The sequence below is a fragment of the Flavobacterium sp. W22_SRS_FK3 genome (assembly GCF_052113665.1).
In the GTDB taxonomy this organism is placed as follows: Bacteria; Bacteroidota; Bacteroidia; order Flavobacteriales; family Flavobacteriaceae; genus Flavobacterium.
Genome location: NZ_JBGQOF010000006.1, coordinates 125,904 through 146,359 on the forward strand (window position 1 = coordinate 125,904; position 20,456 = coordinate 146,359).

A 20,456-nucleotide genomic window follows, 5' to 3' on the forward strand; every position below is an offset into this window, starting at 1 on the left:
ACTTTCGACTTTCGACTTTAAGACTTTCAAACTAAAAAGGTATGAAACTTACATTAAAAATATGGCGTCAAAAAAACGCCCAGGATAAAGGGGGAATTGTTGATTACCCAATCGACGGAATCGAACCGGATATGTCTTTCCTTGAAATGCTTGACGTTCTTAACGAAGGGCTAATCAACAAAGGAGAAGAGCCAGTAGCATTTGATCACGATTGTCGTGAAGGAATCTGCGGAATGTGTTCCTTATTCATCAATGGAGAAGCACACGGACCAGACAGAGGTGTTACAACTTGTCAATTGCACATGCGTATGTTTAAAGATGGTGACACGATTTTTATTGAGCCATTTAGAGCAAAAGCGTTCCCTGTAATTAAAGATTTAGTGGTTGACAGAAGTTCTTTTGACAGAATTCAACATGCAGGAGGATTTATCTCGGTAAACACTTCAGGAAATACAATTGATGCAAATACAATTCCGATTAACAAAGACGACGCAGACAAATCATTTGATGCAGCGGCTTGTATTGGTTGTGGAGCCTGTGTGGCAACTTGTAAAAACTCATCGGCAATGTTATTTGTTGGTGCAAAAGTATCTCAATATGCTTTGTTGCCGCAAGGTAAAATTGAGGCTACTGAACGTGTATTAAATATGGTTCACCAAATGGATTTAGAAGGTTTTGGTAACTGTACCAACACCGGAGCTTGTGAAGTAGAATGCCCAAAAGGAATTTCTCTTGAAAATATCGCGCGTATGAACCGTGAGTATTTGGCAGCAAGTTTAAAAGGATAAGTAAAATAGATTTAGCTTTTTATAAAAAACGCATTCATTAATTTGAATGCGTTTTTTTTATCTTTATATAAAATTACAAAATGAAAATAGCTATTATACAATCTACTCTTGTTTGGGAAAGCCCAGAGAATAACAGAATTAATTTTGAAGCTAAAATCAATGATATAAAGGCTGTTGTTGATTTAATTGTGCTTCCGGAGATGTTTTCGACAGGCTTTACTATGAATGCTCCAAAAATGGCTGAAACCATGCAAGGAGAAACCGTTCTTTGGATGCAGGTTTTAGCAAAAGCTAAAAAAACAGCTATTACAGGAAGTTTAATCATTAAAGAAAGCGATAATTTCTACAATCGGTTGTTATTTGTTTTTCCATCAGGAGAAATTCAGTTTTATGATAAAAGGCATTTGTTTACGCTGGCAGGTGAAGATAAAGTATATACTGCCGGAAGCAAAAAACAAATTGTAGAATATAAGGATTGGAAGATTTGCCTGCAGGTTTGTTATGATTTACGATTTCCGGTATTTGCCCGAAATGTCGAAAATTATGATTTGCTTGTTTATGTTGCCAACTGGCCAAAAGTACGTATAAATGCCTGGGATATTTTACTGAAAGCCCGTGCAGTTGAAAATCTCACTTACACAATTGGAGTAAACAGAACAGGTCTTGATGCGAATGATCATCAATATAACGGCCATTCGCAAGTGGTTGATTTTCTTGGGAATCCAATTTTATACCCACAAGAAAATGAAGGTGTTTTTATAGTTGAGCTAGATAAAAATGTGATGTTGGAAAGCCGAAAAAAATTGAATTTCCTAAGTGATCAAGATGTGTTTGAAATCAAGAATTAAAAAGCCGTTTTCTTTCTCTTTTTTTCTGCCTGCAGTTTTACTTGTTCTTTCTTTTTTTCTAATTCAGGGTCGAAAGGAATACTTAAATCTATAGATTCGATCTTGTCCCAATTTGCATGTAAATCAATTTCTTCCTGATAATAAAAGACCTCTTCTGCGTATCTTTTTTCTAAATAGTTTCCAGCATCATATACCTTGTTTTTGTTGTCGTCATAAATTACACGGACACTATATACAGCTGGTTCTAAAAGCTGAAACTCAAATTTTGTCTTACTTTCAGAATAATCACTGGCGAGTACGACATCTCCTTTTTTATTGGTTAATTCAACAATAATCGGGAAACGTTTTACATTTTGTAAATTCAGTGTAAGATTGCCATATTCTTCTATTTCTCGGGTATTTAATTTGTACAATAACGTATCATTAGATTTCTCGTAAAAATCTGTCAACGCACCGGGTAAAAATGTGAAATTATATTTTTGTGCAGGCTCTTTTTTAAAATCGATATATAGCTTTTGTTCAAACTCATCATATTCTGTCGTATAATCAACTGCTGCAGAATCTTTGTTGACTAGCTTAATTTTTGACTTATCAAACGCAACTAGCGGTGTTGCAGTTTCAAGCGTAAATCGATCTCTGAAATGGATAATACCATTTTGCAATGCCGTAATATTTAGCGAGTCTTTTTTCTGGTTTTTAATTTTAAAACTAAACTTCTTGTCATAATTATCTTTACTGACTTCTATTGATAACGAATCTACTTTTATTGGTTTATACCAAACTTGCAAAGAGTCTTTTTTTGGAAAACGTGTTATGATGGTTTCCAGAACTTCAGTACTATTTTTAAGTACAATTTTAGGTTTCGAATCTTTATTAAAATTCTGTTTTCCTTCATACGGAAGCAACAATCTGTTTCCTGAAGCCTGTATCGGTTTAAAAGCTTTTAAAGGAAGCTGTTCTTTAAATAATTCTATTTCGTAAATAGTGTCATTCGGTATGGTAATAGGCTGTTTGATAAAGCCAATTTTATCATCTTTCGGATTAAATTTATTATTGTTTCCTTTGTCTTTTAGAGCTACCAAAAGATATTTTCCGGCTTTTAAATTTTCTAGTCTAAATGTCGTTAAGCTATCTAAAGTATTGGTTATATAACGTGGATTTTCTTTGTAAATAACAGAATCCGTAAATTTATCATTAACCTCGTACAGCATTACAGTTACAAAATTATCAGCGGTTTTATCATAAGAATCTTTAATCCTTCCGTTTAGGGCAAGAGAATCGATATAAGTACCTGTTGAGAAAACATATTTGAATTGATTATACGGATTTCCTTCATTATTATCAGTAATACTTTGTCCGAAATTAAAACTGTAAGTCGTGTTAGGCTGTAAAGTATCTTTTATCTTAATACTAATAAATTTACTGGCATTTGTAGGCGTAATAATAGGCGGATTTTTCATTGGCGGAGAGATAATCAGCTGTTTATTAGCGTTTTTAAGTTTTACATATTCATCAAATGTCAAAATGATTTCATCAGCTTTGAACTCAGTACTGAAGTTTTTTGGTGAACTTGATCTTAAAATTGGTGCAAGTGTATCTTTTAAACCTCCCGTTATGCTGCCGCGCTTTGCGCAACTCATCATTAAAAATACTATTAAAAAAGTAAAATATTTTAAGCTGTTTTTCAACATAACAATTTGTGATTTAATTGCACAAAATAACAATTATATTTGCTTTAATCGAAATTTTTTATCGTTTTATTAGGTTTTAGAACTTTAAGGAAAGTTGTATTTTGATTTTTATAAAAAGTTATTGCAGCTAATTTATAAACGAGATATAATTTCTTACTTTTGGCTTTAATTTAATTTACAGGGTTTGAAAAAGATTTTTTTTTTGGTACTGTTCTGCTCTTTATTGATTTCGTGTAATGAAAAGACTAAACCGATTGTTTCTTTTTATTACTGGAAAACCATTTTTAAATTATCGAATACTGAAAAAGAAATTCTCCGAGAGAATAATATCCGTAAAATTTACATTCGTTATTTCGATATTGATTTACATCCAAAAGATACAAATCCAATTCCTTTAACACCAATCCATTTTAAAGAAAAAATGAATGATTTTGATGTTGTACCGGTAGTTTATATCAAAAATAAAGTGATGCTGAAACAAAATCTTGATATTGAAGATTTAGCTCAAAAAACGGTTAAACTGATTAATGAAATCAATACTAAAAATAAAATCGACAGTAAGGAAATTCAAATAGACTGCGACTGGACACTTTCGAGCAGGGATAATTATCTTCAGTTTATTGCGTTATTTAAAAAGCTTTCGCAGAAGAAAATTTCAGCTACGATACGGCTTCATCAGATTAAGTATTTCAAAAAAACCAAAATACCAAATGTCGATTCGGGCGTTTTGATGTATTACAATATGGGTACAATCGCAGTGGATTCATTAAATTCCATTTATGACAAAAAAATTGCAGAGCGTTATCTTAAAAGTTTGAAAAAATATCCTTTGCATCTTGATTTTGCCCTGCCAATTTATTCCTGGGCAGTTCATATTAGAAATCAAAAAGTGATTGGGCTGCGATCCAAACTGAGTATTTCGGAACTGAAGAAAGACGAAAATTTTGAAAAAGTAAATTCGGTTTTTTTTAAAGTCAAAAAGCCAAATTATAAAAATGGTGTCTATTATGAAGAAAATGATTTGTTAAAAACAGAAGCTATTTCATCAGAAGATTTAATAGAAATGGCAGAAAATTTAAATAAAAATTGTGTACAAAAACCTAACGAAATCATATTTTACGATTTAGACGAATTCAATATAGAAAACTATGAAAAGAATATTTTTAAACAAGTTGTTTCTTGTTTCTAGCACTTCCTTACTTTTTGTTTACGGAGTGATTTATGCTTGCGGGGGCGGTGACGATTGGGATTTTTTTGGTTACAATTCGAATTTTACACCCGAAACGTTTGCAGATAAATCTTACTCGCCGCTTTTCTTAGCGGGAGATGTCTTTTATGGAATTGGTTTTGATACGGAGCATAATTCACGTTTCAACGAAAATATAAAGTCAGACTGGGGAACTTATCTCAAAGGAAAAGTTGATACGGCAACCATAAATTATTTTTTAATTGGAGATGATAAACCACATTATTATACGAATGAAAAAAACACCATAAAAAATAAAGAAGAAGTTGAGCAGCTTCACGTATACTATAAAAACAAAAAAGTCAATGCAGCTTCTGTAAAATGGGGTAAAAAAATTAGTCTTAAAGATGATAAGATAAAAAGTTTTATTGAGTTTTTGTATCTGGCACAAAAAATTGAAACTGTTTCTATAGGAGAAGATTATTGGAGCTATGATCCAGTTGTGGCTAAGACTTTTAAAGATTTGAAAATGATTCAGTCTATAGAAAATGTTTATAACACGACTTCAGATCCGTTTTTGAAAAACAGATATTGGTTTTTGACCATGAAAGCGCGTTTTTATAGTACAGACAAGAAAAAAGCGATTGATTTTTTTAATAAAACAGAAAATTCCGTACCTAAGAATATGCTATATTACCGTGCTCTTTCTTATGTAGCGGGAATTCACTATAAGTCAAAACAATATGCTACTTCAAATTATTTATATGCTCAGGTTTTTGATAAATGCCCGGAACTGCGAATTGTAACGGCTTATAGTTTCCATCCCAAAAATGATGCTGATTGGAATAAATCATTAGCATTGGCTAAAAATAATAAGGAAAAAGCCGCTCTTTGGGCCATTCACGGATATTATAAAGATGAAAAACAAGCGATTGAAAAGATTTATGAATTAGATCCTAAAAGTAAGCATTTGAATTATCTGGCAACAAGACTGGTTAACAAACAGGAACAGGCGATCAATAATTCTTTTCAGCAAAATGCAGGAGAAAATGTGCCAATGAAAAACCAGACTGTTGCCGAAAATAAAACAGAAAATCAGTCTAAAATTGATAAAACGGCTTTTGGTTTAATCGAAAAAATTGCAGCAGCAGGAAATACAGAGAGACCTTATCTGTGGGATCTTTCTTTGGGATATCTTCAAACTTTAAAAGGAGACTATGCAAATGCAGACAAAAGCTTAGACAAGGCGGTAAAAACGCTTCCGAAAACAGAATTGGCAGGAATGCAATTGCGTTTGCTTCGCTTTGTAAATAATCTGAACAAAATAGATAAACTGACTGATAAAAACGAAAAAACAATTTTAGCAGATTTGAATTGGCTTTATAATGAGCTTCCAAAGACTTATAAAGGGCAGGAGTTTCGTTATCAAAATGCATCATCATGGAGCAGAAGTTATTTATCTGCACTTTATAAAGCAAAAGCAGATCCGGTTATGGCTGAAATATTCGGAGAATCGCGCTACAGTTATTGGAACAATGGAAATGCTTTTTATGATAATGAAAAAAACCTGCAGGGGATAAAAGCATTTTTATCCAAACCCAATAAAACCGAAATCGAAAAAATTGGCGCGGGAATTTATAGTTTGAAACTAAAAGATATCAATAACTTTCAGGCTGTTAAGGCAACTTTTGAAAATAAAATTTCAGAAGCAATTGTGTTTATACAACAGGCTGATTCAGTTCAGTATCAGACTTTTTTAGGGAATCCGTTTAACGGAAATATTAAAGACTGCCATGATTGCGATCATGTTGCTTATCAAAAAAAGAAATACAGCTATATTGATTTTTTAAATACAATTAAGATTATGCAGGATAAACTGGCTCAAAAAGATGATGTTTATACGAATAGTTTGTTGCTTGGAAATGCATTTTACAACATTACACATTTTGGAAACGGCAGGACTTTTTATGAAATTACAATAGTAGGTTATGGATCAAGTCCGTATTCGTTTAGAGATTCGATGAAAGGAATGATAACCAATTGCGATTTGCCAAAAATGTATTATCAAAAAGCATTTGAGGCCGCAACAACCAAAGAGCAAAAAGCAAAATGCATTTATTTAATGTCAAAATGTGAGCGCAATCAATATTATAATGCTAAATATAACAAAGTTAACAGCTGGTGGGAAATCCAGGATGATAAAATTAATTTTATCGCATGGAACGGATTTAAAACATTGCAAAACGATTATTCGAATACGAAATATTATCAGGATGTAATTGCAGAATGCGGTTATTTTAATACGTATGTCACTCAATAAATTGTAATAATATGGTAAATAAAATTGAACACATAGGAATTGCAGTTAAGAATATGGATGATGCCAATATTTTATTTGAAAAATTATTAGGAGTTCCAACGTATAAAACGGAAACGGTAGAGTCTGAAAGCGTTGTAACTTCTTTTTTTCAGACAGGAACAAATAAAATTGAACTTTTAATGGCAACCAATCCAGAAAGTTCCATTGCTAAGTTTTTAGAGAAAAAAGGAGAAGGAATTCATCACATTGCTTTTGATGTTGAAGATATTTTCGCAGAAATATTACGATTAAAAAAAGAAGGTTTTGTTTTGATAAATGATATTCCGAAGAAAGGTGCAGATAATAAGTTAGTCGTTTTTTTACATCCAAAGAACACAAATGGCGTTTTAGTTGAGCTTTGTCAGGAAATTAGATAATTTTAATAGTTTAATAATCGCTTGATAATCAATTTTATTTTTGATAAAAATTGTTAATATTATAATTTACCATAAATGATAGTGCAAAATATTTGGAGCAAATAAAAAATAGTAGTAATATTGCAAACTCTTAACCGGTCCTATAGCTCAGCTGGTTAGAGCACCTGACTCATAATCAGGTGGTCCCTGGTTCGAGCCCAGGTGGGACCACTAATAAAATCAAGCCTTTACAGTGATGTAAAGGCTTTTTTATTTTCTTATGACGAGCATTTGACGAACATCAATTGTTTTATAATCAATTAGTTTTGTTTACTTTTATATAACTTAATTGAATATAATATGACCAATTATATCTACATCTTGTCATTTATTCTGATTTTTGCGAGAATTGTTGTTCCTGTATATCTGCTTTTTAGATTTTTTTTCATAGTTAAACCTCTATTTGTAAATTTATATTTTGAAGAGAAATTTAGATATTATATAGGAATCAATAAAAGTAGGTTGTTGATCTTGGTTCTAATTTTGCTTTTATCATTTTTATTAGGAGTCTTTCTTGGTAAAGAAGTTTTGAGTGTTTCAGAAACTTACAAAATCTTATTGAATCTCTTTTTACTTGTTTTTACCCAGTTTCTATTGTTTTATATGTTTGAAATAAAAACACCTAGGAGTATTTTTAAAATAGTAAAAGATTGTTTTGAAAACCCTAAGGAAATATTTAAACAAAGAGAAGTTGTTTTTGAAGAAAGTAATGTAATTGGATCAATAAATCAGAATGGGGTAAATTTTAAAGATGCCGTAAATCTAACCAATGGAGATATCATTAAACAGATTCATCAAAGAGAGTTTGATCTGGTAATAGAGAAGTATATTAATATCTTTCGAGATAGTTCTTCAATTGAAAATCTTTATAAGTTATGCAATGGAATGGAAATAAAAGAAGGATCAATTTCAATAAAAATAGATAATAAAAGAAATTCAAAACAGAACATAATTGAAATATTGACAGCACTTTTCAATATTCAAAAAAATTGGAATTCTCAGATTAAAGATAAAACAAACACCAAAATCATTGATTTTTTGAATAAGTATATTACAATAAATGATGGAGATAAAATTTTACACATTAACGATTTTACAAGATTTTTTGAAAAATTGCCTTGATCGCTATGTAAAATTTGATTACTCAAATATGTTTTTTAAAGATAAAATAAGCTAAAGTGATTTGTTCTGTTTGAGAATTTATTATTATTAGTTATTTTAAATATGTAAATTGTTTTTACACGATTTTTTACATAACCAAACCTCCGTAAACTTGTTTCATAATTTAAAAATTAGAAACATGGATGCAAGTAATTTTACTTCCAAAATTGATCGATTGGAATTGATCGTAATGGAACTAGCAAAGAAACAAGATGCGTTTATTAAAAAGGCATTAATGAAACTATCTTTAAATAGTAAAGATGTTTATTCCTCTGAAGAAGCTGCCGAGTTTTTATCAATAGAGGTCAAATACATTTATCAGCTTACTCACCAACGAAAGATTAGATATTCCAAGAAAAAAGGTCAGAAGAAAATCTATTTTAGAAAAGCAGATCTTCTTGATTATTTAAACGGAGAGATCATTAGTACTACTGAAGATCTTGAGAACACAAATGCTACTTTGTGGAAAAAATAAGGCGTTCAACTTCCGTAAATGAACGCATAAAAATCCTTTATTTTTTAATCAAATTCTTATGACAAGATTGTAAGGATTATAATTTGAATCTTATGGACTTAGATATTCCTTATATCAGAGTAGGAACTTCCTATTTCAAAATTATTGATAAACCTTTAATATCTGGCGATAAAGTAAAAGTAATGGTTCGGTGGAATCGTGAAACAATCATTTCAGATCATGGAAAATCATTTTTGAATAGCATACTTAAATTAGATGGATTTTGCTGTATTCCTAATCATTTTGGTTACGAGCAAATTGTAGATGATTTCTATAATACCTATCATGAACTACCTAACGAACCCATCGTCAAGGATTTTCCGATAGATGAACTAGAAAAATTGATTCCGAATTCATTGCAATTTATTCAACATATTTTTGGCGATCAAGCACAATTAGGCTTAGACTACATAAAACTTTTATATGAAAAACCTACGCAAACATTACCGATTCTTTGCTTAGTGAGCAAAGAACGATCGACAGGAAAAAGCTCCTTCATAAAGTGGTTGAAATCAATTTTTGGAATGAATATGACTTACATAAAAGGAGATTCATTTGGCTCGCAGTTTAATTCTGATTGGGCGAGTATGTTACTTGTAGCGATTGATGAAGTGTTTTTTGATAAAAAAGAAATTACAGAACGTTTAAAGTACCTTTCTACGACTGACAAAGATAAAGTAGAAGCAAAGGGAAAGGATCGACAAGAAATTGAATTCTTTGCAAAATTTGTTCTTTGTTCTAATAATGAAGATAATTTTATTCAAATAGACGAAGAAGAAATTCGTTTTTGGATTCGTAAAATTCGTACTATAAATACAGAAGATGTATTCTTTCTTAAAAAACTGAACAAAGAAATTCCTTATTTCTTAAAGTACCTGCAAATGAGAAATTATTTTTCTCAACAAAAAACTAGAATGTGGTTTAAACCTGAACAGATTATGACCGCCTCTTTGTTAAGGCTTGTAAATCGAAATAAAGAAGAAATACTGATGCTTGAATTGATTCATGAATGTTTTGAGAAAATGGAAGAGGATGAGTTGAAATTAGCTCCTAATGATATTTTTATTCTACTGAGAAAGCAAAATAACAGAATGGATATTTCTGCTAATGAAATAAGAAATATTCTGAAACGATGGGGTTTTACACCGGAAGATAATACGAAGTCTTATTGTGGAGTTGAATTATTGTCGCATGGTGAATTTGTAAAAGTAGATCGAAGAGGACGTTTTTATACCATTAAAAAGATTTTGTTTTATAAAATATTTGATGCTTTGATGCAAAATTAGTGTAAAGTCTTGTATCTGAGCTAAACACATCTGTATCAAACCTTGCATCAAACTAAAAAAAATCTTTTTTGATGCAAAACCGATGCAGGACAAAAATAAAGTGATGCACTGATGCAGCTATTGATGCAGTGCAATGTTAAAATAATCAATGGTTTATGTCAGATTTGCATCAAAGCATCAAAAAAATATTTTTTTTTCATCAGCAAATAAACAGACTTACACAAATCAAATAGAAAGGTTACTTAAAAATAATAGTTATGGAAAAGTTCAATTGTAAAATTGCGAATCAAATTGATTTAGTCAATTGTCTTGAAACATTAGGACATGAGCCATCGAAAATTAAAAATCAGGATTATTGGTTTCTATCGCCATTTCGAAATGAAAACACACCCTCTTTTAAAGTGAATCAAAAATTAAATTTATGGTATGACCATGGATTAGGCAAGGGAGGAAATGTAGTTGATTTTGGGATTGAATATTTTAGATGTACAGTTTCTGAATTTTTACAGCTTTTAAATGGCAGTAGTATTTCCTCCGGGACAAGTTTATCACTTAAGAATGAGAATCGACAGTCTTCAAATCAAAGAATTGCAAATGAGAAGAAAGATAATCTCCTTGATAAAATTGTTATTGTTGATGTTCGCACATTAGAAAATAAATTCCTGATGGCTTATTTACATAACCGAAGTATTTCACAAGAGATAGCAAGATACAATTGTAAAGAGGTTGATTTTTGTTTAAATAATCGAAAGCATACTGCTATTGGGTTTCAGAATATTTCGGGAGGATATGAATTGCGTAATGAAAATTTTAAAGGTAGCAGCTCACCAAAAGATATCACCTTCATAGATAGCCAAGCAAAATCAGTAGTCGTTTTTGAGGGTTTTTTTGACTACCTCTCTTATAAAATGATGAATCAAAAATCGGTTAACCTACAAACAAATTTTCTAATACTTAATTCACTATCTTTTTTTAACAACTCACTACAGTTGATGGAAAAACACGAGAGAGTTGATCTCTATTTAGACAGAGATATGGGAGGTGTCAAATTTACTAATGAAGCCCTACAAAGAGATTCAACAAAATATACCGACCAAAGTTTTTTATATGAGCAAAAGAAAGATTTAAACGAATGGTTAAACCAGGAACAGCAAGTTAAACGAGGTCATAGTTTTAGGAGATCTATATGACGTTCGAGTGGTAGCCAGCTATGTTTTGGTAAAACCAAAACGCTGGCTCCCCTCATGCAGTTGCATTCGTTTAGAGGAATTTTTTTCATGCATCCGCATTCAAAAAATAAATGATAAGAGACTATGGAAGAACAGAATGAAACTAAAAAAAATAGAGGAGGTAGACCGAAAAAGGCGATAAAAAGAGACCAACTTATGGCAATTAAATGTACACTCTACGAGCGTAAAATAATTGAATCCAAAGCTAAAAAAGTAAATCTTACTGTTTCCGAATACCTTCGTGAAGTCGGATTAACAGCAAAGATTGATTATAGAAATAAAGCCCTTCCAAAAGAAATTCTAAGTTTTACAGGAGTGCTCAATCACATGGCAGCCAACCTCAACCAGATAGCCAAAAAGAGAAATAGTAATGATGAATTAAACCCAGTTGAACGGGCAGAATTAAAAGTGCAGACTCGACAGGTTAAAGATCTTGCCGTACAAATTAAAAATTTTATGTCATGATAGGTCATGTAAGTATAGGCAACTCTTTTTACCATTGCATTAGCTACTGTTTGGAAGATAAAAGAGAATTGTCTGAAGAGAAAAAACTTGCACTTGAATTGCAAGACCATTTGCAACATAAAGGTCGTGCAGAAGTATTGGAGTATAATAAATGTTTCGGTAACAAATATGAGCTTACTCAACAGTTTAAGGATGTTAGGAAATTAAGTAGGCGTGTTGAGAAACCAATGTTGCATCTCACCTTACGTCTAGCTCCAGAAGATATATTGACCAAAGAACAATTAAGAGAGATTGGGAGAGAATGCGCTAATGAGTTTGGTATAGCAGATAACCAATACATTTGTGTGCTACATAAGGATACCAAAGAGCAACATATTCATATTGCATCCAATCGAGTTGGCTTTGATGGTAAGGTTGCCAATGATAGTAATAGCTATAAACGAATGGCAGAACTTTGTCGACGGCTTGAAAAGAAATACGGTCTTCAAGAAGTATTAAGTCCAAGAGCATTCCTTTCTCCTAAAGACAGGTTATTGCCTCGCCATGACAGTAGAAAGGAAAAACTTAAAGAGGATGTTCAACAGACATTAAAGTATGCCAGTTCATATTTAGCATTTGAAAGACTTATGCGGGAGTTGGGTTATAAAGTTCTTAAGGGCAGGGGGATTTCTTTTATAGATGATAAAAAAGTAAAAATAAAAGGAAGTGAAGTTGGTTTTTCATTGATGAAAATTGAAAAGATCTTGCATCAGAAACAACAGTATGTCATGAAAAATGCTGGTGAAGAAAAAAATTATGATAGAGATAGTCAGTCAATATCTAATTCTTTTAACACTAAAAAACAAAACAAAGAAAAGCAAGGCTATACTTTAGATAGACAAGGAGAAACAGTTGTTAAAGACGTTTTAGGAGCTATAGGACAATTAATGAATTCTGAATATGAGCCGGATTATATCGATCCTGAATTACAGAGAATTCCTCAAAAGAAAAAGAAGAAATCAGCATTAAGGAGATAGTATTAGAAATTAGAAAATATGGAAACAAATTCAAATACAGACAAAGGGCATATAGAAAGAGAGACATTACAATTAGTATTGGAGGAATTTACACTGGAACAGAAAACAAACAATCAGCATATTGAGGCGCTTATTGCTGCAGTTAAAAACGTAGAGAATAAAATCGATTTGTCTAAAAAGGAACATAAAATAGAAAAAAATGTTTCAGAACAATTGGATATTATGCAAGTTGAGACTATTCTTCAAAAAGGTTTCCTGGATATAAAATATATGATTGGAAGGCAACCAAAAAGTATCCTTAGGAAATTCCAGATTTTGTTATTTCCGGAACAGGATGCAAAACTGTTTTATAAAATTGTTTTTGGCAGGTGGTTTTTATGGCTTGCTATAATGGTAGCCGTAAGCGATCTTTACAAATGGGGAATACATTATAACGATAATAAGAAAGAAATTGAATTGCGACAAATTCAAAACGAAAGGATACGAAGAGCTTGGGAATATATGTATGCTAATAATAGCGAAGAAATTAAAAAACTGATGAAAAAAGAGTATGCAAACTCAATAGAAAGTAATTGACAGAGGGAAATGTATAGTTTTTTTAATAGATGATGCTTCTCAATTTTTATTTTTGTCTTTACAATGTTTTTGTACATTTTTTTTGTAAGGATTACATATAATTTTTTTTTGAGTTGACTTAAATGAAACGTCATTACAAGAAAGCATTAATTCGAGTGATTTTTATTGTTAGAACTTTTCATATAATTAAAACGCAAAAGTAAAGAAGTGATTGATACCTTAATATTAAACTAAAAATAAAGTTATCTTCTAATAATTTTATACAGAAAACCAAAAAAATTATGCATTACGCAGATGCAAGCTTGTTCATCTCTTGATAAAATTATTAACTAAAGTTCTTTTAACTGCTGGAAAAAAATATAAAAATTTAAAATCATTTGATTAGAGTATTTTTTTGGTTCCAAAACGAAAATTAAATATAAAGTTTGGCGAAGCATAACTACAAAAAATTTTACTTTCGTCTAAATATCAAAAGGAAATAATTATTTATGGCTCTTCTTAACTTATTATTGCTGATAATAACAGCATTTCTTTTGAGTGTGAATACTATTTATTATAATAAAGAGTTTGTTGGAGTCAAACTTTTAAGCCAATATTCCACGATATTTTGTATTACGGTTTTAAAAACAGAGAAGTCATCTTCTTTTTTGAAGTAGCCCTGTGCGTTGCAGGTGTATGCTTTAATAATATTTTCGGGAGTTTTGGATGTTGAAAGAAAAATATAAGGTACACACTTTGTGCTTAATGTGTCATCGGAAAGTATATCCTCTCGCAATTCAAATCCATTTATCTTAGGCATATTAATATCAGAAAATATGATAAACGGGGTTACAAGAGGATCAGCCAAATACGAGACTGCATCCATGGGATCTTCTATAAAGGTTATCTTATTGGGATAGTTCAAGCTTTCAAAAATATCCTGAAGAAGCATCCTGTCATCTTCATCGTCTTCAATTATTATTATTTCGCCATTTCTTCTCATTTTTTAAAGGTAATATAAAGCCTAGTTATATTCAAAAGTTTTAACAAGAAAAGTAATTGAATTAATTTTTTTTTTAAAAGTTTTCTATTCTAAGTGATCTATGCCACTGTTCTAGTAGGATTGTTTTTAAATTTCCAAAAGTTTTGAATTTTTTAAAAATGCTTAAGTAATCCAGAATATCTAAATTTAAATTAATATATAAAAAACATGAATAAACTTGATTATTTCCATGTAAACTTTTCTACTCAAATTACAATAAAAATTTTAAATAGTTTCTTGATTTCTTTTTTTACTCGATCATCATTAGAAGTAAATGCCATAATATTTTTTTTCTAATACATGGGAATTATGTAAAATTTAACTATAAATTATATAACATTAATCCATAATATAGAATCAACTTTGTTAATAACGAGACTTAATGTTGTAATATAATAATTACAAAACTTTTTTAATTTTTTTTCTACTCTCTAGTTTACAATAAATTAACAATTTTAAGATTAATGATAAAAGTTTACGAAAGAAATCAGAAGGGCTGAAAGTAATTACATTTAATTTTGCACCTCAAAAATGAAGAAATCACTTTTTTACACTATTTTCTGTACAGCAATTTTACTTATACATAACATTGCTTTTGCTCAAAATCCACCACCTCCTGGATTACCTGATGATCCAGTAGTGGTACCAATAGATTCATTGATATATATATTATTTGCACTTGGAATTATTTTTGGGTTTTATATTATAGTTAAGAGAAAAAAAGTATTCTATAAATGTTTCCTGCGAGTGGAAGTCTTTTTTTTGGTATTTAAAATAAAGAAAAAAATTATGAAAAAAATATTACCATTATTTTTTGTTTTTATTTCTATTCAAACATTTTCACAAATATATATAGGAGCAAATTCTCCTGTATATGTTAAAAATCAGGTGTTGTATGTAAATCAGAATATAAATTTAGCAACAAATTCAAATCTATATTTAAGGAATAATTCTCAGTTGGTTCAGGGTGCTACGGGAGTATCTACCAATAGCGGAACAGGTATTATATCTGTTTATCAGGAAGGTACTTCTGATAACTTTGAGTATAATTACTGGTGTTCCCCTGTTGGAAACCCAATTTCATCAGCCGGTAATACACCTTTTGGAATTACATTGCTAAATCGTCCAACTACTTCAACTGATGCGGTGCCTGCAGTAATACTCCCTCTTACAAATTATGACGGATCAGCAAACCCGCTTGCTATAGCATCATATTGGATATATAAGTTAACCAATGCCAATAACTACTCGCAATGGGTTCAGGTTGGAGGTTCTACAACAATAGCCGCTGGAGAAGGATTTACAATGAAAGGGACAAGTGGTATTGATACAACTGATCCCGAAGGTACAGGAATTATTAATAATCCTGGTACCGGAGCTCAAAGATATGATTTCAGGGGTAAACCCAATGATGGAAATATATCAGTGGCTGTTGGAGCTGGAAATGCAGCGACACTTACAGGTAATCCTTACCCTTCCGCACTTCATTTAAATGCTTTCCTACTAGATCCATCTAATACAGCCTGCACTGGAGTTGCTTACTTTTGGGAGCAGGATAAAACAGTGAATTCTCATTATTTATCTGCTTATCGTGGAGGTTATGGTACATATTCTCCAGTATCATTAGGGTCTTCAGGATTATATGTCGCAGCTACTTTTAACAGCTATAACAGTGATGGTAGTTTAAACTCTGCTGGCACATCCTCCGGGTTAGTGATAGAGCGAAAATACAGCCCTATTGGACAAGGTTTTTTAATTAATGGTGTAGCTAACGGTTCGGTCACCTTTAAAAATTCGCACCGTGCATTTTATAAAGAAGGTACCGGTCTATCTCAATTTGCCAAGTCAATAAAAATTATAGATTCAGATTCCCCAAAAGAGAAGAACACTCCAATATCATATTTTAAAATAAATACGATAATAAACAATCAATTTACAAGGCAGCTTGCTCTGGCTTTTATGCCAGAAGCTACAGATGGGATTGATAAAGGTATCGATGCCCTTAATATGGATCAAAGCCTTCCTAATGACATTTCATTTTGGTTGGAAGATGCCAGCTATGTAATCCAAGGAGTTAATTTTGAACTTTCAAAAAGAATACCATTAACTGTTAAAGCTGCTGCTGACACAACTCTAAAAATTTATATTCCTGAGATTGTTAATTTTGATTCTTCCCAAAATATTTACTTATTTGACCAACTTGATTCATCTTATCATGATATCAAAAACGGTACTTATCAGATTACTATTGCACCTGGGGTGTATACTGACCGATTTAAAATAACTTTTACCAATCAGACTCTTGGTATTGATGAAGAAATAAAAAGTCAACTCTTAATACTTCAAGACAATATCAATGAAGTCTTGAAAGCTTCAAATCCAAACAATATAATTTTTGAGTCATTTGTTTTATTTGATATTCGTGGCAAGGCTGTATTGAGTGAAAGTAATATAGGCGTTAAACAGAATTATAATTTTTCAACTTCGGGCTTAAGCTCTGGAATTTACATTGCCACTTTTCTAACCGCTAACAATGAAAAAATATCTCAAAAAATTATTATATCAAATTCGGTAAAAAAGTGAGAAACAGTATGGGATTTTTAATACACCACACCGCTCGTAAAATATCTTAATCTTTAATAACTAATTAATAGTAAAATTATGGTAAATACACATACGCAGAGAAAGCATAGTATATTATTGCTCTTTTTTTTCTTATTATCATTGTTAGGAAATGCACAGATCGGTATAGGTACGGTAACACCTGATGCAAGCTCTATTTTAGATATAAGTTCTACTACTCATGGCTTGTTAACACCACGGATGACTACAATACAAAGGAATGCTATAGCTGCACCAGCTGACGGACTGATGGTCTATGATACTGACTTTAAATTGTTTTATTCTTATATATCTGCTACCTCAGCATGGGTACCAATAAATGGTGCACTTCCGCGATTAAATTTTAAGCGTATTAGGGCTGGTGACAATTTAGCAACTGTATTGGCTACTGAGCTTGCAGCAGGTGGTGGTGCTAAATATGTTTTGGCATCTAATACATTATATGAAATTAATGGACAAATCGTATTTAATTTTCCAATAGATTTAAACAATGCATACTTGCAGGGTTTGGATGCTAATGAGGACATTGTTGTTAAAACATCAGGAAATCTTTTTGATGGAACAACAGGTGGTAGCATAAAGAATCTTACCATTACGACACCAGGAGCTACAGTTTTCAACCTAAGCGGTACTTCCGGTCAAACCTTTTTGCTTAGAGATTGTATTGTCGCTAATTCTAATAGCATAGGAACTATATCCGGTTATGGATTAGTTTTTCTAAGTATAGTTAATTTTTCAGGAAATACAAACGGAATTACTTATAGTAATATCGGTCAATTACTTTTGAGTAACGAGGCGTGGTTTAGCAATAATAATGGTACTTATGAAAAATTTACAGGAACATTTAATCTGATAGAAAAACAAGGTGGTTTCTCAAATGTGAATACAGGTGCTATTGGTCTCGATGTTTCTACAGCAGGTCTTACTATTACAGGTGATGCTGTTTTAGAGTCAATTGTTTTTACAGGACCAACTCCTGCAAATTATGTTAAGCCATATACTACAGGAAGTTATACAGGATACAATTTTAACAATAGCTGGAGCGTTCGATCTGCTGGAATTCCTAATGAGACCGATGGAAATGCTACTGCAGATTTTGCCATGGATTATACTGTAGGCAGTGGTCTTGGAGTGGCTTTCAATAATTCAAATCCTAGTGATATTGTGAAAGTAGGCTCAGGAACGCCGTCCACAACCTATTCCAATTTATTCAGATTTTCAACTGATTCCCCAAATAGATTAAGGTACATTGGAAAAAAGAAAAGAATTTTTCAAATAACGGGTTCTATTTCTTTTCAGGTTCCAGCTGCAGGTACTTACATTGTTTATATAGCAAAAAATGGTACTTTTCTAAGTCAGTATAAAGTTTACGGTAAAGGTGTATCTACAAATGATATTGTGGTCCTGCCACTTAATGCCTCAACTGAAATGTTAACTAATGATTATATAGAGGTTTATGCGCAACGTTATACGGGAAGTAATGGAAGTATTGTAGTTCCAAATATGACGATCACAATCAAATAGATTAAAGAAAAATATTACGTATATTTTTCTTGCTAATGTCAAAATATTACTATCTCCATTTAATAATTATTTAAATTAAATCTTATGGAAACATAAAAATCGCTTAAAAATGTAATTAAGTATGTACCAAAAAGTAATAATTATAATTGATAAGCGATCCGGTAGATTTGCTGCGTGATTGGTCATTTTTTACCAGAATTTGCGCATTATGTGTGTCATTAAAATATAATATCATCAATCATTTTGTCTAAAGTGTTGCTTGGAAGAGTATTTAAGTAGGACATAGTTGATTTGATATCTTTATGGCCTAAAGCTTCCTTAATAATATCTATTGATATATTATTAAATTTCAGGATTGTAGCAAATGTGTGTCTTGCGCAATAGTAAGTGATATTCTTTTGGATCCCCAAATCATTAATAATTTTTTTAATAGGTTTGTTTATATAAAGTTTTAGAAATTTTTCCTTTCTGTTATTTATATAGGTTTCGGAATCTTGATTATTGTGAATGATATTGAATATATACATAGAGTCAACAGGAGAGGCATATTCGTTAATTTTTTGCTTCCAGAAGTCGTTTAATTTAAAATTTACAATTACTCCTGTTTTACTTCTTTTATATGTAATAGTCTCTTTATACAAGTCTCTTTTCTTTAATTGCATAAGATCAATGAAATTGATGCCTCTTCCATAATAGCTTAGTAAAAACATATCTCTTGCAATAATATCACTTTTATCAGATAAATCTGCTTTTTTCAGGAAATCGAGTTCTTCTTCAGACAAGTATTCTTTTTTACCACTTTCCTTAATCTTGGATACTTTAAATTTAGTGAAAGGATACATAGAAGCAGGAATGATTTCTCTTCTAATTGCTTTATTAAAAACAGATCTTAAAGTTCTAATTCTTATACCAATGGTGCTCTGGCTATTTTTGTTGGCATTTAAAAAGGATTGATATTTATAGATTGCATCGACGGACAAATCTCTAAAAGTGATTTCAGTCTTATTCAAAAAACGTTGTATTGATCTTAGTGTTTCCTTTTCAATACTACTCGTTGACAGTTTTCCTGCGTTTTTAATTTCTTCAATCAAAGTTTCGTGAAAATCCGTATAACTCAAGGCCTTCTGTTTTCCAGATTTTTTTTTGAATTTAGTTATAATATCTTGTATTGTAAATGGATTTTCATCTGATTCAAAATCATGAATTATTTCATTAATTCTATTCGAGTATTTTTCGATTAGTTCATTAATTTGTTTATACTCTTTGTGCGATTTTTTTAGCCGTTGGGTATCAAACGACCAATCTTCATATTTACATGTTTTATTGATTGATAAACTACTGTTTATTCGATCTTTTATAAAGACAAGGATAATAGAATAATCCCCTTGTGCATTTGAAGTACTTTTTAATGTAAATTTATAGGAAATCATTTTCTTTTGATGTTTAATTTGTAAATTTGACGAACATTTGCTATGCAATCGTAGAAAAACAGGCAAAAACAGGCAAAAATTTGACGAACATTTGACGAACAAATCTACAAATATTATCATTTATAATAATGTATTTTGTTTTTTAAATTTTGTAAATAATTGATTTTCAGATATAATAAGTAAAAGTAAGTCATTGTAAAATAAATAAAATATGACTCATAATCAGGTGGTCCCTGGTTCGAGCCCAGGTGGGACCACTAAAAAAGCTTCATAAAATTTTTATGAAGCTTTTTTTTTGTTTAATACTTGGTTTTGAATAAAAAA

The 20,456-nt window shown here is 31.0% G+C and carries 17 protein-coding genes and 1 tRNA gene; 15 read left to right on the plus strand and 3 right to left on the minus strand.

Annotated elements, in window-relative coordinates; all coding sequences use genetic code 11:
• The first annotated feature begins 41 nt into the window (after window positions 1–41).
• Together ACEN2I_RS07760 and ACEN2I_RS07765 are read left to right on the plus strand one after the other, a co-directional pair.
• The gene (locus tag ACEN2I_RS07760; RefSeq protein ID WP_441765527.1) at window positions 42–788 is read left to right on the plus strand and encodes a succinate dehydrogenase/fumarate reductase iron-sulfur subunit; all 747 of its coding nucleotides are present in this window, start codon (window positions 42–44) and stop codon (window positions 786–788) included.
• Window positions 789–868: 80 nt separating this feature from the next.
• Window positions 869–1,636, plus strand: coding sequence for a nitrilase family protein (locus tag ACEN2I_RS07765; protein ID WP_441765528.1), 768 nt, complete (start codon window positions 869–871; stop codon window positions 1,634–1,636).
• Here the strand turns inward: ACEN2I_RS07765 and ACEN2I_RS07770 are convergent.
• Window positions 1,633–3,327, minus strand: a complete 1,695-nt coding sequence (locus ACEN2I_RS07770; RefSeq protein ID WP_441765529.1) for an Ig-like domain-containing protein — start codon at window positions 3,325–3,327, stop codon at window positions 1,633–1,635. The two genes, ACEN2I_RS07765 and ACEN2I_RS07770, sit on opposite strands and share 4 nt — an antisense overlap.
• A gap of 184 nt (window positions 3,328–3,511) precedes the next feature.
• Between ACEN2I_RS07770 and ACEN2I_RS07775 the strand changes: the two genes are divergently transcribed.
• The 11 genes from ACEN2I_RS07775 to ACEN2I_RS07825 all read left to right on the plus strand — a co-directional run bounded on the left by ACEN2I_RS07775 (window position 3,512) and on the right by ACEN2I_RS07825 (window position 13,535).
• Window positions 3,512–4,516 carry a hypothetical protein gene (locus ACEN2I_RS07775; RefSeq protein ID WP_441765530.1) on the plus strand — a complete coding sequence of 335 codons (1,005 nt, stop codon included), beginning with the start codon at window positions 3,512–3,514 and terminating at the stop codon, window positions 4,514–4,516.
• The gene (locus tag ACEN2I_RS07780) at window positions 4,476–6,833 is read left to right on the plus strand and encodes a hypothetical protein (RefSeq protein WP_441765531.1); all 2,358 of its coding nucleotides are present in this window, start codon (window positions 4,476–4,478) and stop codon (window positions 6,831–6,833) included. The genes ACEN2I_RS07775 and ACEN2I_RS07780 overlap by 41 nt, the downstream gene beginning before the upstream one ends.
• Window positions 6,834–6,844: 11 nt before the next feature.
• A complete protein-coding gene (gene mce, locus ACEN2I_RS07785) occupies window positions 6,845–7,249 on the plus strand; it encodes a methylmalonyl-CoA epimerase (RefSeq protein WP_441765532.1) in 405 nt (134 codons plus the stop codon).
• A gap of 136 nt (window positions 7,250–7,385) precedes the next feature.
• Window positions 7,386–7,459 (plus strand) — tRNA-Ile (locus tag ACEN2I_RS07790).
• A 432-nt stretch (window positions 7,460–7,891) separates the two neighbouring features.
• A complete protein-coding gene (locus ACEN2I_RS07795) occupies window positions 7,892–8,410 on the plus strand; it encodes a hypothetical protein (protein ID WP_441765533.1) in 519 nt (172 codons plus the stop codon).
• Between the two features lie 178 nt (window positions 8,411–8,588).
• Window positions 8,589–8,924: a helix-turn-helix domain-containing protein gene (locus ACEN2I_RS07800; RefSeq protein ID WP_441765534.1), complete on the plus strand. Its 336-nt coding sequence runs from the start codon at window positions 8,589–8,591 to the stop codon at window positions 8,922–8,924.
• A 92-nt stretch (window positions 8,925–9,016) separates the two neighbouring features.
• A complete protein-coding gene (locus tag ACEN2I_RS07805; RefSeq protein WP_441765535.1) occupies window positions 9,017–10,249 on the plus strand; it encodes a primase-helicase family protein in 1,233 nt (410 codons plus the stop codon).
• Between the two features lie 257 nt (window positions 10,250–10,506).
• The gene (locus tag ACEN2I_RS07810; protein WP_441765536.1) at window positions 10,507–11,439 is read left to right on the plus strand and encodes a toprim domain-containing protein; all 933 of its coding nucleotides are present in this window, start codon (window positions 10,507–10,509) and stop codon (window positions 11,437–11,439) included.
• A gap of 123 nt (window positions 11,440–11,562) precedes the next feature.
• Complete coding sequence (locus tag ACEN2I_RS07815) at window positions 11,563–11,943, plus strand: plasmid mobilization protein (RefSeq protein WP_441765537.1); 381 nt, start codon at window positions 11,563–11,565, stop codon at window positions 11,941–11,943.
• Window positions 11,940–12,959: a relaxase/mobilization nuclease domain-containing protein gene (locus ACEN2I_RS07820; RefSeq protein WP_441765538.1), complete on the plus strand. Its 1,020-nt coding sequence runs from the start codon at window positions 11,940–11,942 to the stop codon at window positions 12,957–12,959. Before ACEN2I_RS07815 ends, ACEN2I_RS07820 begins: the two co-directional genes overlap by 4 nt.
• A gap of 18 nt (window positions 12,960–12,977) precedes the next feature.
• Window positions 12,978–13,535, plus strand: a complete 558-nt coding sequence (locus ACEN2I_RS07825) for a hypothetical protein (protein WP_441765539.1) — start codon at window positions 12,978–12,980, stop codon at window positions 13,533–13,535.
• Window positions 13,536–14,088: 553 nt separating this feature from the next.
• Here the strand turns inward: ACEN2I_RS07825 and ACEN2I_RS07830 are convergent.
• On the minus strand, window positions 14,089–14,517 hold the full coding sequence (locus tag ACEN2I_RS07830; RefSeq protein ID WP_441765540.1) for a response regulator: 429 nt from the start codon (window positions 14,515–14,517) through the stop codon (window positions 14,089–14,091).
• Between the two features lie 828 nt (window positions 14,518–15,345).
• Between ACEN2I_RS07830 and ACEN2I_RS07835 the strand changes: the two genes are divergently transcribed.
• A complete protein-coding gene (locus tag ACEN2I_RS07835; RefSeq protein WP_441765541.1) occupies window positions 15,346–17,139 on the plus strand; it encodes a T9SS type A sorting domain-containing protein in 1,794 nt (597 codons plus the stop codon).
• Window positions 17,140–17,217: 78 nt separating this feature from the next.
• Complete coding sequence (locus ACEN2I_RS07840; protein ID WP_441765542.1) at window positions 17,218–18,702, plus strand: hypothetical protein; 1,485 nt, start codon at window positions 17,218–17,220, stop codon at window positions 18,700–18,702.
• Window positions 18,703–18,920: 218 nt separating this feature from the next.
• On the opposite strand, the gene ACEN2I_RS07845 is transcribed toward ACEN2I_RS07840, so the two are convergent.
• Window positions 18,921–20,132: a phage integrase SAM-like domain-containing protein gene (locus tag ACEN2I_RS07845; protein ID WP_441765543.1), complete on the minus strand. Its 1,212-nt coding sequence runs from the start codon at window positions 20,130–20,132 to the stop codon at window positions 18,921–18,923.
• Window positions 20,133–20,456 lie beyond the last annotated feature (324 nt).